11 protein-coding genes are annotated in these 13,986 nt (G+C 61.7%); 7 read left to right on the top strand and 4 right to left on the bottom strand.

All coding sequences use genetic code 11. The features are described 5' to 3' along the window. Positions 1–92: 92 nt before the first annotated feature. Both ABOK31_RS11835 and ABOK31_RS11830 read right to left on the bottom strand, forming a co-directional pair. A complete protein-coding gene (locus ABOK31_RS11835) occupies positions 93–809 on the bottom strand; it encodes a GntR family transcriptional regulator (protein ID WP_349956164.1) in 717 nt (238 codons plus the stop codon). A gap of 84 nt (positions 810–893) precedes the next feature. Beyond that, positions 894–1,841 carry a DMT family transporter gene (locus tag ABOK31_RS11830; RefSeq protein WP_349956163.1) on the bottom strand — a complete coding sequence of 316 codons (948 nt, stop codon included), beginning with the start codon at positions 1,839–1,841 and terminating at the stop codon, positions 894–896. A gap of 139 nt (positions 1,842–1,980) precedes the next feature. Here ABOK31_RS11830 and ABOK31_RS11825 point away from each other — a divergent pair, with 139 nt between their 5' ends. Further along, a complete protein-coding gene (locus tag ABOK31_RS11825) occupies positions 1,981–2,742 on the top strand; it encodes a helix-turn-helix transcriptional regulator (RefSeq protein ID WP_349956162.1) in 762 nt (253 codons plus the stop codon). Positions 2,743–2,852: 110 nt separating this feature from the next. Here the strand turns inward: ABOK31_RS11825 and ABOK31_RS11820 are convergent, their stop codons facing one another. Further along, complete coding sequence (locus ABOK31_RS11820) at positions 2,853–3,737, bottom strand: sigma-70 family RNA polymerase sigma factor (RefSeq protein ID WP_349956161.1); 885 nt, start codon at positions 3,735–3,737, stop codon at positions 2,853–2,855. Positions 3,738–3,870: 133 nt separating this feature from the next. Here ABOK31_RS11820 and ABOK31_RS11815 point away from each other — a divergent pair, with 133 nt between their 5' ends. Next, the gene (locus tag ABOK31_RS11815) at positions 3,871–4,329 is read left to right on the top strand and encodes a carboxymuconolactone decarboxylase family protein (protein WP_174172069.1); all 459 of its coding nucleotides are present in this window, start codon (positions 3,871–3,873) and stop codon (positions 4,327–4,329) included. 54 nt (positions 4,330–4,383) lie between these two features. Here ABOK31_RS11815 and ABOK31_RS11810 read toward each other — a convergent pair whose 3' ends face one another. Further along, entirely contained in the window at positions 4,384–5,295 is a 912-nt protein-coding gene (locus ABOK31_RS11810; protein WP_174172070.1) for a LysR family transcriptional regulator, read from the bottom strand. Positions 5,296–5,528: 233 nt separating this feature from the next. Between ABOK31_RS11810 and ABOK31_RS11805 the strand changes: the two genes are divergently transcribed. From ABOK31_RS11805 to ABOK31_RS11785, 5 genes are all read left to right on the top strand, one after another. After that, on the top strand, positions 5,529–6,341 hold the full coding sequence (locus tag ABOK31_RS11805) for an alpha/beta hydrolase (protein ID WP_174172071.1): 813 nt from the start codon (positions 5,529–5,531) through the stop codon (positions 6,339–6,341). 171 nt (positions 6,342–6,512) lie between these two features. Beyond that, entirely contained in the window at positions 6,513–7,703 is a 1,191-nt protein-coding gene (locus tag ABOK31_RS11800; RefSeq protein ID WP_349956160.1) for an efflux RND transporter periplasmic adaptor subunit, read from the top strand. Between the two features lie 119 nt (positions 7,704–7,822). Further along, entirely contained in the window at positions 7,823–11,020 is a 3,198-nt protein-coding gene (locus ABOK31_RS11795; RefSeq protein ID WP_349956159.1) for an efflux RND transporter permease subunit, read from the top strand. Positions 11,021–11,277: 257 nt separating this feature from the next. Then, positions 11,278–12,162, top strand: coding sequence for an NAD(P)-dependent oxidoreductase (locus ABOK31_RS11790; protein WP_174172074.1), 885 nt, complete (start codon positions 11,278–11,280; stop codon positions 12,160–12,162). A 7-nt stretch (positions 12,163–12,169) separates the two neighbouring features. Next, positions 12,170–13,954 carry an IlvD/Edd family dehydratase gene (locus tag ABOK31_RS11785; protein ID WP_349958935.1) on the top strand — a complete coding sequence of 595 codons (1,785 nt, stop codon included), beginning with the start codon at positions 12,170–12,172 and terminating at the stop codon, positions 13,952–13,954. Positions 13,955–13,986 lie beyond the last annotated feature (32 nt).

Raw genomic sequence — 13,986 nt, 5'->3', positions numbered from 1 at the left:
GCTCTGGATGTTGGGATTGAAACCTCTATTTTGATCATTTGATCACAAAATACTTTAAGGTTCAATCAAATTTCTCGCTTTCTTTTTTGGGTTTAGCGGCGGGCCGAGCCCTTGCGCGGCTCGTCCTGCGTGGCCGGACAATAATCCTGCAGGATTTCATGGGTACGCCTGATATCGGCGACGACGCCGTCCCGGGCTGCGGTGAAGTCGCCGGCTTTCAGAGCCTTGACGATGGCAACATGCTCGCCGGCAGGGTCGAGCTCGCCGCTGCGCATCAAAGGCTCCACGGAGGCGGAGAGCATGCGCATGTAGGGGCCGAAACGCAGCCACAAGGTTTCGATGAGCTGCAGCAGCACTTCGGAGCCGGAGGCGCGGTAGATGGTGAAGTGGAACTGCTGGTTCTTGGCCATCAGCTCGTAGACGTTGGCGCCGAGGCCGATCACATGCTGCTCGCCGGCGATGCGCTCGAGCGTTGCAATGTCCGTCGGGGTGAGGTTCGGTATGCCCAGTTCGGCGGCCAGGCCTTCGACGGCGATGCGGGCGCGGCAGAGATCGTCCAGGCGGCCGAGGGTGACGATCGGAATGCGGGCCGAGCCGTTGGCCGCGACCTCCAGGGCATTTTCAGCGGCCAGCCGGCGCAGAGCCTCGCGCACCGGCATGTTGCTGGTTCCGAAGGTTTCGGCGAGCGAGGCTATGGTCAGCGTCTGGCCGGGGTCGAAATTGCCGGCCATCAGCGCGTTTCGCAGCTGCTGATAGACGCTCTCCTGGATCGTCGTTCTGGAGGACACCGGTTCCAGGGCTATGCGCACGCTCGCTTCCTTTTCGCTTCGCAGGACTCGTTCATGGTAGAACGAAGGGCAGGCGAAAGGAAAGAGGACTCCCGGATCGGGCGATCAGGCTTCCTCCGCTTCCCAACCTGCCTCATCGACCGGCCCATCCTTCACCGGAGCCTTGCGTAAGCCAAGGACGACGCCGATGAGGGCGAGCGCGCCGCCGATCGCATGATAGAAATGCAGCTGTTCTCCGAGAAGCGCCCAGGCCAGAGCCGCAACGATGATCGGCAGAAGATTGATCAGCAGCGAGGTGCGGCTGGCTCCAAGCTTGTGGATGCCGATCATCCAGCAGAAAGGGGCGACCAGCGAAGTCGGGATCGCGGCATAGAGGATCAGCGGCAGATTTGTCGTCGTAATCGGCGAGATATCGCCCATCAGGAAGATCGGGATCAGCAAAAGGGTCGAAAAGCCGATCTGCCAGAAGAGCTGCTGCCACATCGAAAGCGGCATTGCCCAGCGCCTTAGCATGACACCGTAGAGCGCATTCGAGAGAACAGCGACGATCATCAGGCCGTCGCCGATGTGGAAGCCGCCATCGACCAGCCGCATGGGCTTACCTTGCGAGGTCAGATAGATGAGCCCGATCAAAGAGATGGCGCCACCTGCAATGCTTGCTGCGGTCAATTTTTCAGAGGCCAGCAGGCTTGCGAAAAACGTCGACAGTAACGGCATCAGGGCGAGCATGACACCCATGTTGACGGCGGAGGTGGTCTTGGCCGCCTCATAGGCGAGGCTCTGATAGATCACCATGCCGAGCGCGCCGAGAATAGCGAGTTTCAGCGAATGCTCACGCAATAGTGCGCGGTTACGCCATGCCGCGCGGCCAACGAAGGGCAGGAGCACGACGAAGGCGAGCAGCCAGCGATAGAAGGAGATGGAGCCCGGCGAAATTACGCCGGCGGATGCCTTGGTGACGACGGTATTGCCGGACCAGATCAGCACCGTCAGCAGCGGCGCAAGTCCGGCCGCACTGATTATGGATGCGGAAGCGTTCGGCTGGGTGCTCATGTGAATGGTCTCTCGTCGTCTTCTGACTTGGGGCGAAACGAAGGAGGGCGAATAGGGTTCGCCATCCCAAAGACTTTGTACTGCCTGTCCGAATTCTGGTATATAGCGATAATAAGACAAACAGTAGCGAAATGAGGACATGTCCAGCAGGCCTCCACGCATCGAGGGCGATCCGCCGAACCCGGTTTCCTTCCGCACCGAGAATTACAGAGCGGGCACGGTTTTCCCCAAAAAGAGCCAGCCCTGGGGCGAGCTCAATTATGCGATTACCGGCGTTGCCGATTTCGACATCGAGGGCGTGCGCTATCTGTCGCCGCCGCATTACGCCATCTGGCTGCCGCCGGAGACGATGCACGGCGCCGCGATCCAGCACGATCTGCGCTACGCGACCGTCTATGTCGAACGCGCTCTTTGCGCGAACCTGCCGTCCAAGCCTTCTACGCTCAGCATCAGTCCGCTGCTGAAGGCGATCCTGGCGGATTTCGCGGCGCGCGATGTCACCATGCCGGAAACGGCGGAGGACCTGCGGCTCGCGCGGGTTCTGGTCGATCAGATCCGACTGGCGCCGCGCTGCGAGAGCTATTTGCCGATTTCCGACGATCCGTTGCTCGGCCCGGTGCTCAATGCCCTGCAGTCCGCTCCCGGCGACCGACATTCTCTTGCGGAGTGGGCACGCAGAATGGGGACGACGGAACGTACGCTGTCGCGCCGGTGTCAGGACGATCTAGGCCTTTCCTTCAACGAGTGGCGACAGCGATTGAAGCTCGTTGCCGCGCTGTCGATGGTCGAGGCCGGCGAGCCTGTACACCGGATCGCAACGCAGCTGGGCTACAGCAACGCATCGGCCTTCATCGCCATGTTCCGCCGGATGACCGGCACGAGCCCGACGCGGATGCGATAGATCTTAGCGCATTTCCAGGAAAGTGCGCGGCGGTTTTCCGTCCGGAATGCGCGGGGAAATAAGAAGATAAGATAGAGCGTTTTCGCGTTCCGGAGAACAGCGGAAATACTCTACGGCTCGATCAAAACGATCTCCAGCTTGCGCAGTTCTTCCGGATCGGCCATCGCGTCGATGATAGTAATCATGCCATCTGCATTGAGGGTGCAGCGAAGGGCGATACGCAGCTGCCCGCCGATAACAACGATGGCACCGACTGCGCCGTTGATGACCGCCAGCCGGGCTCCCCGTGCGCGGCCCTGGAAGGTCTTGGCAACGTCGGCGCGCCCGCGGATTTCGCCGGCAGATCCCATACTGGCCGCAACCGCATCCGGCCGGAAGACGGCTTCGGGATCGAGGACGGCGAGCAGTGCCTGCAGGTCGCCGTCACGCGAGGCGGTGAAAAAGGCGTCAACGACGTGGCGCTGGCGGGTGAGATCGGCCTCCGTCGTCGATGGCGTGTCCTGCACGCGGCGGCGGGCACGGCTCGCGAGCTGGCGCGTCGCGACCGTAGTGCGTCCCAGAATCGGAGCGATATCGTCGAAGGACACGTCGAACATATCGTGCAAGACAAAAGCAAGCCGTTCGGCCGGATTGAGCTTTTCCAGGACCACCAGCAGAGCGAGGCCGATGGAGTCCGCCAGCAGAGCGTCCTGTTCCGGGTCGGTGCCATTGCCGGCCTCATGCACCACCATGGGCTCGGGAACATGGATGGTCAGTGGCTCCTCGCGGCGGGATTTGCGCGACCGCAGCAAATCGAGGCAGATGCGGGCCGTCACCGTCGTTAGCCAGCCGCTCAGATTTTCGACGTCGGACGTATCGCTCCTCATCAGGCGCAGCCACGTCTCCTGCACCGCATCTTCCGCCTCCGTGCGCGAGCCGAGCATGCGATAGGCGACGGCGCGCAGATGCGGCCGGTTCGCCTCGAATTTCTCCGCCTGCCATTTTTTTTCGTCCATCGGTCACATCTCCTCATCCTGCTCCGTCAAACCCATGACGAACGAAATCCGGCCGGTGTGACATCGGATCGGCAGGAAAGTGCATCGTCGGGAGATGAGCCGCAACAGGCTCTCGCAACAAGAGGAAAGAAACATGCAAGCTCGTATGAAGAACCCCGCCCTTGTCCTGCCCGAAACCCTGCAGGCTCTTTTGGCTGTCAGCAATTCGATTAAGGATCGCGGCCTCTCGGAAAATACTATGGACCTCGTGCATCTGCGCGTGAGCCAGATCAATGGCTGCAGCGTCTGCACCGACATGGGCTTTCGCAAGCTGCAGAAAGCCGGTGAGACGGTGGAACGCATCGTCGGTGTCTCCGCCTGGCGGGAGATGCCCTATTTTTCCGATGCCGAACGCGCCGCTCTGGCGCTCGGGGAAGCCATCACCCGGCTCGCCGACCGGCCAGACGCCGTCACCGACGAGATCTGGAACGAGGCCACGCGGCACTACGACGAGAAGGCACTCTCTGCCCTCATTGTTGCGATCGCGATCGACAATGTCTGGAACCGGCTGAACTCGACGGTTCGTCAGCCGGCGGGTGCTTCCTGGAACTGATTGTCCGCAACTGGCGCCACCTTCTTCCGAGAGGGAAGAAGGTGGTCTGCTTTTTCAAGCTTCGCCGACCCGCGAGGTTGCCAGCAGCTTCGCTAGCCAGTCGACGAAAACGCGGACCTTGTTGCTCAGGTGCCGGTTGGGTGGATAGACGATATGCATGGGCAGCGTCGGCCGTGTCCAACTGGAGAGGACGGGCACGAGATCACCTTTGGCAAGGGCATCCCGCGCCATGAAGCTTGGAACTTGCGCGATGCCGAGGCCGGTCATGGCTGCTTGCAGATAGCTGCGGCTGTCATTGACCGAGAGGATGTAGCGCGGGGTAATTTCCAGCGACTCGTTGCCGTGTTCGAACAGGAAAGGAATCGTTCGGCCGGTTTGCGCGCGGAAATAGCTGACCGCGTAGTGACTGGTTTCCAGCTCTTCCGGCCGCTCGGGGATGCCGTGCTTCTCGATATAGAGCGGAGCCGCGCAGGTGACGAGATGGATCTCGCCGACGCGACGGGCGATCAGCGACTGGTCGCTCGGCATGCCGGCGCGCAGCGCGCAGTCGACATTCTCGGCGAGATAGTCGACCAGCCGGTCGCCAACGCCGAGGTCGATATGAATATCGGGATAGCGCTGATGGAAATCGCAAAGCGCCGGCATGACGATCTTCTCGGCGAAGGCGCCGGCCATTTCGACACGCAGGCGGCCGCTCGGCAGGCTCTGCGAATTGCTGATGCTGCCGTCCAGTTCCTCGATTTCAGAGAGGATCTGAATGGCGCGCTCATAATAGAGGGCACCATCCGTCGTCACCATGACGCGGCGGGTGGTGCGATTGAGGAGCTTGGCATGCAGATGCGCTTCCAGCGACTGGATGAGCGTCGTCACCGTCGCCTTCGGCATGGAGAGGGCTGCTGCGGCGCGGGTAAAGTTACCCGTCTCCACCACGCGCGCGAATGCCCGCATTGCTGATAACTGGTCCATTCCATGATGTCCCTCGACCTTGATGAAAAGAGGTCGATTGTTTGTAATTGTGAATAGTCTGATCGAATATAGGCTACTTATTCTCAGAGCGGAATAACAATATGTTGTTTCGTAAGTTGTTGCAATGCGGCACGGGGGGCGCTGAACCGCATAATCGGGAATATGGTTGCAAAGCACGTCAAACGGCTTTTGGATTGGGTCATATTCGCTGAAACAGACAGGGATTTGGGTCGATGAGTGCGCCGTGGAAAGATGTTGTGCTGGAAAACGTGCCTACGGGGCCGGTGGCAGCTCGGATCTACAACGGTGAAGGTTTGAAGAAGGCAGCACCCCTCGTGCTTTATCTGCACGGCGGCGCCTTTCTCGATACTGATCATGCGACCAACAGACCGGTGGCGGCAAGCCTCGCAGAGGCCGGGGCCATCGTGGTTGCGGCGGATTATACGAGCTGCAATCAGAATGCTTTTCCGAAGGTGCTGGAATGCGCCTACGGGCTTCTCGCTTACCTCAGCAACAAGCGGAACATGCTTGCGCTGGGTGGAGCGAAAAAATCGCTGCTGTTTGTCGCCGGAGAGGAATCGGGTGGCAATGTTGCAGCGGGCGTCGCTTTAAAGGCGCGCGATCAGATACCCGGTTCGTTGGACGGACAGGTGCTGATTTCGCCTTTACTCGATCCATTCATGGGATCGAAATCTTTCCTCCAGGCGGAGGAAAGCGGCATGCGCGAGCGCTGGACAGAGGGTTGGAACCGATACCTGGGTTTCCTGGGCGGTGTCTGTCACCCTTATGCAGCGCCTCGATACTGTTCGCGGCTTTCGGGCCTCGCGCCGGCATTGGTGCTCACGGCCGAGGACGACCCGCTCCGCGACGAGAGCATGGAATACGGCAGTCGGCTGAAAGCGGCTGGCGTCCGTGTTCGCCAGCAAGTCCTCCCCGCCGGGACAGGCTGGCCCACTCTCTACGGCGGGCAGTCGAAGGACAGGGCTTCGTGGCAGCAGGATATCTGCTGTTGTTTCAAGGGTTTTGTCGAAGACGTGCAGGCTTGATCGACTAAGAAATCCAGTCCGCAAGGGTTAAATGCGGGATTGGACTGACGTCGAAGGCATGAGACCGAAGCGATGGTCACGCGGATGCGCGGTGCTTCGGCCCCTGATTTTATAGAGACGACAGGAATTTGCGGTCCCGTGTCCCAAGACGGGGCCAAAGGAGAGACTAACATGAAGTCCAACGGTAAGAGCTGGGCCCTGTGGGGCGCCGGCATGGGTGTTGCTGCGGCTGTTGCAGGCGCGGCCTTCTATCTGGAGCTGCCGCGCGGCGCTCAGGCAACCGAGGCGGCGAGCCAGGCGGCACCGCCGGCTGTCCCCGTTACGGTTGCTGCCGTCGAGCCGCGCGACATCACGTCCTGGCAGGAGTTTTCCGGCCGGCTCGAGGCCATTGACCGCGTCGAGATCCGGCCGCGCGTGGCTGGTGCAATCCAGTCCGTGCATTTCCGCGAAGGCGCCCTGGTCAAGCAGGGCGACCTGCTTGTCACGATCGATCCCGCTCCCTATGAGGTGGCCGTCGCTCAGGCACAGGCGCAGGTTGGCGCGGCGAAGGCCACTCTTAATCTGACCAAAGTCGAGGTCGATCGCGGCCAGAAGCTCTTCGACAACAAGACGATCTCGCAGAGCGATATGGACACACGCGCCAGCAATTACGCTGCGGCGGAAGCCAATCTGAAGGCGGCGCAAGCAACCTTGCAGACGGCGCAGTTAAATCTCGACTATACGCAGGTCCGTGCCCCGATCGCTGGTCGTGTCGGCAAGATCGCCGTTACAGTCGGCAACCTTGTTGCTGCCGGCGCCTCCTCCACGGCGCTGACGACGCTCGTTTCGGTCGATCCGATCTATGCGAGCTTCAGCGCCAATGAGCAGACCGTGACCCAGGCTCTCTCCGAACTGCCGGCTACCGGCGGCGCGGTTCCGCCGGTCGAGCAGATTCCGGTACAGATCGGCACGGCAAGCGATAATGGCACGCCCATCAAGGGCAAACTGCAACTGATCGACAACGAAGTCGACGCGGCAAGCGGCACCGTCAGCGTTCGCGCCGTGTTCGACAATCCCGGTGGCCGCCTCATCCCCGGCCAGTTCGTGCGGGTCCGCATGGGCCAACCGAAGGCCGAGACCAAGCTCGTCATCAGCGACCGCGCAGTCGGCACCGACCAGGACAAGAAGTTCGTCTTCGTGGTTGATGGCGACAACAAGGTCAATTACCGGCAGGTCCAACTCGGTTCGCTGGCCGATGGCGAGCGCGTGATCGAGGACGGCCTGAAAGTCGGCGAAAAGGTCGTTGTCAACGGGCTGCAGCGCATCCGTCCCGGTGCGGTCGTCGCACCGCAGTTGGCAGAGAAGGTCGCGACCGCTCAGTAAGACTTTGCCTTCTGCCCGTGGGGAGAAGGCCGACATCCGAATTCACATGATCCGCCGGCGGCTCCTAGCTCGCCGGGCAGGGATTTTGCATCCGCTTTCACCCCGTAGAGGGCTTTGATATGAACATCTCCAGATTCTTTGTCGACCGCCCGGTCTTTGCCGGTGTTCTTTCGGTCCTCATCGTGGTCGCCGGCCTGATCGGCCTCAGGGCGCTGCCGATCTCCGAATATCCGGAGGTCGTGCCGCCGTCGATTGTCGTGCGCGCCACCTATCCTGGCGCCAACCCGACCGTTATTGCGGAAACGGTGGCGACGCCGCTCGAAGAGCAGATCAACGGTGTCGAGGGCATGCTCTACATGTCCAGCCAGGCAACGTCCGACGGCGTTCTCAACGTGACGGTAACCTTCAAGCTCGGTACCGATCCCGACAAGGCGCAGCAGCTCGTGCAAAACCGGGTTTCGCAGGCTGAGCCACGCCTGCCCACCGAAGTGCGTGCCCTCGGCATCACGACCGTCAAGAGCTCGCCCGACTTCATCATGGTCGTCAACCTCGTCTCGGACGGGGCCGACCACGACATCACCTATCTGCGAAACTACGCAACCCTGAACGTCAAGGATCGGCTCGCCCGCATCGAAGGCGTCGGGCAGGTGCAGGTCTTCGGCGCCGGCGACTATTCCATGCGCGTCTGGATCGATCCGCAGAAGGCGGCCGAGCACAATCTTGCCGCCAGCGACATCAGCAATGCGATCAGCTCGCAGAACGTCCAGGCTGCGGCCGGCATCATCGGTGCCTCGCCCAGCCGGCCGGGCGTGGATATGCAGCTCAACGTCAATGCTCAGGGCCGCCTGCGCACACCCGAGGAGTTCGGCAACATCATTGTCAAGACGGGGGCCAATAGCGAGATCACTCGCCTTCGCGACGTCGCTCGCGTCGAACTGGGTGCGGAAGACTATACGCTGCGTTCGCTGCTCGACGGCAAGCCGGCCGTCGCCGTTGCGGTTCTCCAGGCACCCGGTTCGAATGCGATCGAGATCGCGAACAATGTGCGCTCGACCATGAACGAGCTGCAGAAGGCCATGCCGGCGGGCGTCAAGTACGATATCGTCTACGATACGACAAAATTCGTCCGCGCCTCGATCGAGAAGGTGATCGACACGCTGCTCGAAGCCATCGCGCTAGTCGTCCTCGTCGTCATCCTGTTCCTGCAGACATGGCGCGCCTCGATCATCCCGCTGATCGCCGTTCCGGTGTCGATCATCGGCACCTTTGCGGTGATGTACGTCTTCGGATTCTCGATCAATGCACTCAGTCTGTTCGGCCTGGTGCTGGCGATCGGTATCGTCGTGGACGACGCGATCGTGGTCGTGGAAAACGTCGAACGCAATATCGAGAACGGGCTCAGTCCGCGCGACGCCACCTACAAGGCCATGAAGGAAGTCTCCGGTCCGATCATCGCGATCGCGCTGGTGCTCGTCGCGGTCTTCGTGCCGCTCGCCTTCATCTCCGGCCTGTCCGGCCAGTTCTACCGCCAATTCGCGCTGACGATCGCCATCTCGACCGTCATCTCGGCCTTCAACTCGCTTACCCTGTCTCCGGCACTGGCATCCCTGCTCCTGAAGGGTCATCATGCGCCGAAGGATCGGTTGACGCGGGTCATGGACGCGGTCTTCGGCTGGTTCTTCCGTGGTTTCAACCGGGCGTTCGGAGCCGGTTCGAAATACTACGGCAAGGGCGTCGGCGGCCTGCTGTCGCGCAAGAGCATCGTAATGGTGATCTATCTCGCGCTGGTGGGAGCGACCTATAGCCTGTTCACAACGGTTCCAGGCGGTTTCGTGCCGTCACAGGACAAGCAGTATCTGATCGGCTTCGCACAGTTGCCGGATGCCGCAAGCCTCGACCGCACGGAAGACGTGATTAAGCGCATGACTGATATCGCGCTGAAGCAGCCGGGCGTCGCCAATGCGATCGCCTTCCCGGGCCTGTCGATTAACGGCTTCACCAATTCCTCGAATGCCGGTATCGTTTTCGTCACGCTGAAGGACTTTGATGAGCGCAAGACGCCCGACCTTTCGGGCGGGGCGATTGCCATGGCGCTAAACCACAAGTTCGGTGCCATCCAGGATGCCTTCATCGCCATGTTCCCGCCGCCGCCAGTCAACGGTCTCGGCACGACAGGCGGCTTCAAGCTGCAGATCGAGGATCGCGCCGGCCTCGGCAACCAGACGCTCGACCAGGCGGCCAAGGCAGTGATCGCCAAGGCCTACCAGACACCGGAACTCGCCGGCATCTTCTCGAGCTTCCAGATCAACGTGCCGCAGCTTTTCGCCGATCTCGACCGCGCCAAGGCCGAGCAACTCGGGGTCTCCGTCACCGACGTCTTCCAGACGCTGCAGATCTATCTCGGTTCGCTCTATGTGAACGACTTCAACGCCTTCGGCCGCACCTACAGCGTCCGCGTGCAGGCCGATGCCAAGTTCCGCGCCCAGCCGGAAGATATCGGCCAGTTGAAGGTTCGTTCGGCATCGGGTCAGATGATCCCGCTTTCGGCTCTGCTGAAGGTCGATGCCACCACCGGTCCAGAGCGTACGAACCGCTATAACGGCTTCCTTGCCGCCGACATCAATGGCGGCCCGGCGCCCGGCTTCTCGTCGGGTCAGGCACAAGCGGCGATCGAGAAGATTCTGCATGAGACGTTGCCCGCCGGCATAGACTTCGAGTGGACGGATTTGACCTACCAGCAGATTCTGGCTGGCAATTCCAGCATCGTCGTCTTCCCGCTGGCGCTGCTGCTGGTCTTCCTGGTGCTGGCCGCCCAATATGAGAGCCTGACCTTGCCGCTCGCCATCGTCATGATCGTGCCGATGGGTGTATTGGCAGCGCTGACCGGCGTTTGGCTCATGGGTGGGGACAACAACATCTTCACCCAGATTGGTCTGGTGGTGTTGGTGGGCTTGTCGGCGAAGAACGCGATCCTGATCGTGGAATTCGCTCGCGAGCTGGAGTTCGAAGGCCGCACGCCGGTTCAGGCAGCGATAGAGGCCAGCCGCCTGCGTCTGCGTCCGATCCTGATGACTTCCATGGCCTTCATCATGGGTGTCGTGCCGCTGGTCACCTCGACCGGCGCTGGTGCCGAGATGCGCGCCGCCATGGGTATCGCGGTGTTCTCGGGCATGATCGGCGTCACCTTCTTCGGCATCTTCATGACGCCGGTGTTCTACGTGCTGATCCGCCGCGTCACGGGCAACCGTCCGCTGAAGCAGCACCCGCACAACGACAACGAACATTCGGCGGAGGTACTCCCGATCGCCGCCGAATAGGGGCCGTGCCGACAGTACTCCAGTGCTCGACAGGCCATGGGCGGGACCGAAAGGTCCCGCCTTTTCCTTATTCGGCCTTTGAAGAATCTGCCGCAAGCATGCCGATTTCCTTTGCATGCTGGCACCATAGGTTTATCAAGCTCTTGGACGATTTGATTGACGTACATCGGGCGTGAGGAGTGGCCCGTTGGCGCAAGGGCCGAAAGAGCGATAGCATGCAGATGCGAGGCCCGCGCGTTCCATTCGGAGGATAGGCTATGAGCGGCAGGAAGATCGCTTTTCTCGGTACGGGATTGATGGGAGCGCCGATGGCACGGCGGCTGCTGGCCGCCGGTTTTGCCGTGACGGTCTGGAACCGCGACCGGAGCAAGGCGGAACCTCTGGCCGCCGATGGCGCGACCGTTGCGGATACCGCGGTGGAGGCGGCGCGGGGAGCCGAGGTGGTTTTCACCATGCTCACCAATGGCGGCGCCGTCGGTGAAGTCCTGTTCGGCAGCGGCGTGGCCGATGTGCTGGAGTCTGGAACGGTTGTTATCGACAACAGCTCGATATCGCCGGCTGTTGCCCGCGAACATGCCTTCAAACTCGCCGAGCGCGGCATCCGTCATATCGATGCGCCGGTCTCCGGCGGCGTGGTCGGCGCGGCTGCCGGAACGCTCGCAATCATGGCGGGCGGCGATGCCGGCGTCATCGACAGTGTGCGCGATATCATGGCGCCTCTCGGGCGCGTAACCCGCGTCGGCCCAAGCGGGACAGGCCAGCTCGCAAAACTCGGCAATCAGCAGATCGTTGCGGTGACTATCGGTGCCGTCGCGGAAGCGATGCTACTGGTCGAGGCCGGCGGGGGCTCGCGCGAAGCGTTTCGTGACGCCATTCGCGGCGGCTTTGCCGAAAGCCGGATTCTGGAGCTGCATGGCCAGCGCATGATCGAGCGCAATTTCGAGCCGGGCGGAACCGCCCGCAACCAATTGAAGGATCTCGATACGGTGCTGGCGGCGGCGCAGAACCTGTCACTTCATCTGCCGTTGACCGAGGTCGTTCGGGCCGAGTTTGCCGAATTCGTGGAGAATGGCGGCGGCGAGCAGGATCACAGCGGCCTGCTGCAGCATCTGGAAGACAAGAATGCCCAAGGAAAGGCGTGAGGAAGAGATGAGCGACAAGGGTGCATCCAAGCGTCGTCTGCGTTCGCAGGACTGGTTCGACAATCCGGATCATATCGATATGACGGCGCTGTATCTCGAGCGCTTCATGAACTACGGCATTACCCCGGAAGAGCTGCGGTCCGGCAAGCCGATCATCGGCATCGCCCAGAGCGGTAGCGATCTCACGCCCTGCAATCGCCATCACCTCGATCTCGCCAAGCGCGTGCGCGACGGTATTCGCGATGCCGGCGGCATTCCGATCGAGTTTCCGACGCATCCGATCTTCGAAAACTGCAAGCGCCCGACGGCGGCGCTCGACCGCAATCTTGCCTATCTCGGCCTGGTGGAAGTGCTCTATGGCTATCCGCTCGACGGCGTCGTGCTGACGACCGGCTGCGACAAGACCACGCCGTCGGCGCTGATGGCGGCCTCGACCGTCAATATCCCGGCGATCGTTCTCTCCGGCGGCCCGATGCTCGATGGCTGGCATGAGGGCGAGCTTGCCGGCTCTGGCACCGTGATCTGGCGCTCGCGCCGCAAGCTCGCGGCTGGCGAGATCGACGAGGAAGAATTCATGGAGGCGTCGCTCGCCTCGGCGCCCTCGATCGGTCATTGCAACACCATGGGAACGGCTTCGACGATGAATGCCATGGCCGAAGCGCTCGGCATGTCGCTGACCGGCTGTGCCGCCATTCCCGGCGCCTATCGCGAGCGCGGGCAGATGGCCTACCGCACCGGACGGCGGGCGGTCGAACTGGTTCTTGCCGATATCAAGCCTTCTGACGTGCTGACGCGCGAGGCCTTCCTCAATGCTATCAAGGTCAATTCCGCTATCGGCGGTTCGACCAATGCGCAGCCGCATCTGGCCGCCATGGCCAAACACGCCGGCGTCGAGCTTTATCCCGATGATTGGCAGGTGCATGGCTTCGACATTCCGCTGCTTGCCAATGTGCAGCCGGCGGGTGCCTATCTCGGCGAGCGCTTCCATCGTGCCGGCGGCGTTCCGGCCATCATGTGGGAGCTGCTGCAGGCCGGCAAGCTGGATGGCAGCTGTCCGACGGTGACGGGCAGGACGATGGCGGAGAATTTGAAGGACAGAGAAGCGACCGACCGCGAGGTCATCCGCCCTTTTGCAGAGCCGCTGAAGGAGCGTGCCGGCTTCCTGGTGCTGAAGGGCAATCTGTTCGACTTCGCCATCATGAAGATGAGCGTTGTCTCCGAGGAGTTCCGCAGCCGCTACCTGCAGGAGCCAGGCCACGAAGGTGTGTTCGAGGGCAGGGCGGTGGTCTTCGACGGCTCCGAGGATTATCACAAACGCATCAACGATCCAGATCTCAGCATCGACGAAAAAACCATTCTCGCCATCCGCGGCGCCGGACCGATCGGCTGGCCGGGATCGGCCGAAGTCGTTAACATGCAGCCGCCGGATCATCTTCTTAAAAGAGGCATCAAGAGCCTGCCGACGATCGGCGATGGCCGTCAGTCGGGCACGGCCGACAGTCCCTCCATTTTGAATGCCTCGCCGGAAAGTGCTGCGGGCGGCGGGCTTGCCTGGCTCAGGACTGGCGATATCATCCGCATCGATTTCAATCAGGGACGCTGCGACATGCTGGTGGACGAGGCAGAGATCGCGCGTCGCAAGGGCGACGGCATCCCGGCGGTGCCGCCGGATGCGACGCCGTGGCAGCGCATCTATCGCCGTTCGGTCACGCAGCTTTCCGACGGAGCCGTGCTGGATGGCGCCGCCGATTTCCGCGGCATCGCCGCCAATCCGCCGAGGCACAATCATTGACAGGCGTCGGCCGCCGGCAAGGATTGGAGCTC

The sequence above is a fragment of the Rhizobium sp. ZPR4 genome, assembly GCF_040215725.1.
Classification (GTDB): Bacteria; Pseudomonadota; Alphaproteobacteria; order Rhizobiales; family Rhizobiaceae; genus Rhizobium; species Rhizobium rhizogenes_D.
This window is presented reverse-complemented; position numbering and strand designations above follow the sequence as displayed.

Excerpts from the sequence above, each read along its gene's own strand:
- ABOK31_RS11830 (WP_349956163.1), bottom strand. The coding sequence starts at position 1,841 with ATGAGCACCCAGCCGAACGCTTCCGCATCCATAATCAGTGCGGCCGGA.
- ABOK31_RS11825 (WP_349956162.1), top strand. The coding sequence starts at position 1,981 with ATGTCCAGCAGGCCTCCACGCATCGAGGGCGATCCGCCGAACCCGGTT.
- ABOK31_RS11820 (WP_349956161.1), bottom strand. The coding sequence starts at position 3,737 with ATGGACGAAAAAAAATGGCAGGCGGAGAAATTCGAGGCGAACCGGCCG.
- ABOK31_RS11815 (WP_174172069.1), top strand. The coding sequence starts at position 3,871 with ATGCAAGCTCGTATGAAGAACCCCGCCCTTGTCCTGCCCGAAACCCTG.
- ABOK31_RS11810 (WP_174172070.1), bottom strand. The coding sequence starts at position 5,295 with ATGGACCAGTTATCAGCAATGCGGGCATTCGCGCGCGTGGTGGAGACG.
- ABOK31_RS11805 (WP_174172071.1), top strand. The coding sequence starts at position 5,529 with ATGAGTGCGCCGTGGAAAGATGTTGTGCTGGAAAACGTGCCTACGGGG.
- ABOK31_RS11800 (WP_349956160.1), top strand. The coding sequence starts at position 6,513 with ATGAAGTCCAACGGTAAGAGCTGGGCCCTGTGGGGCGCCGGCATGGGT.
- ABOK31_RS11795 (WP_349956159.1), top strand. The coding sequence starts at position 7,823 with ATGAACATCTCCAGATTCTTTGTCGACCGCCCGGTCTTTGCCGGTGTT.
- ABOK31_RS11790 (WP_174172074.1), top strand. The coding sequence starts at position 11,278 with ATGAGCGGCAGGAAGATCGCTTTTCTCGGTACGGGATTGATGGGAGCG.
- ABOK31_RS11785 (WP_349958935.1), top strand. The coding sequence starts at position 12,170 with ATGAGCGACAAGGGTGCATCCAAGCGTCGTCTGCGTTCGCAGGACTGG.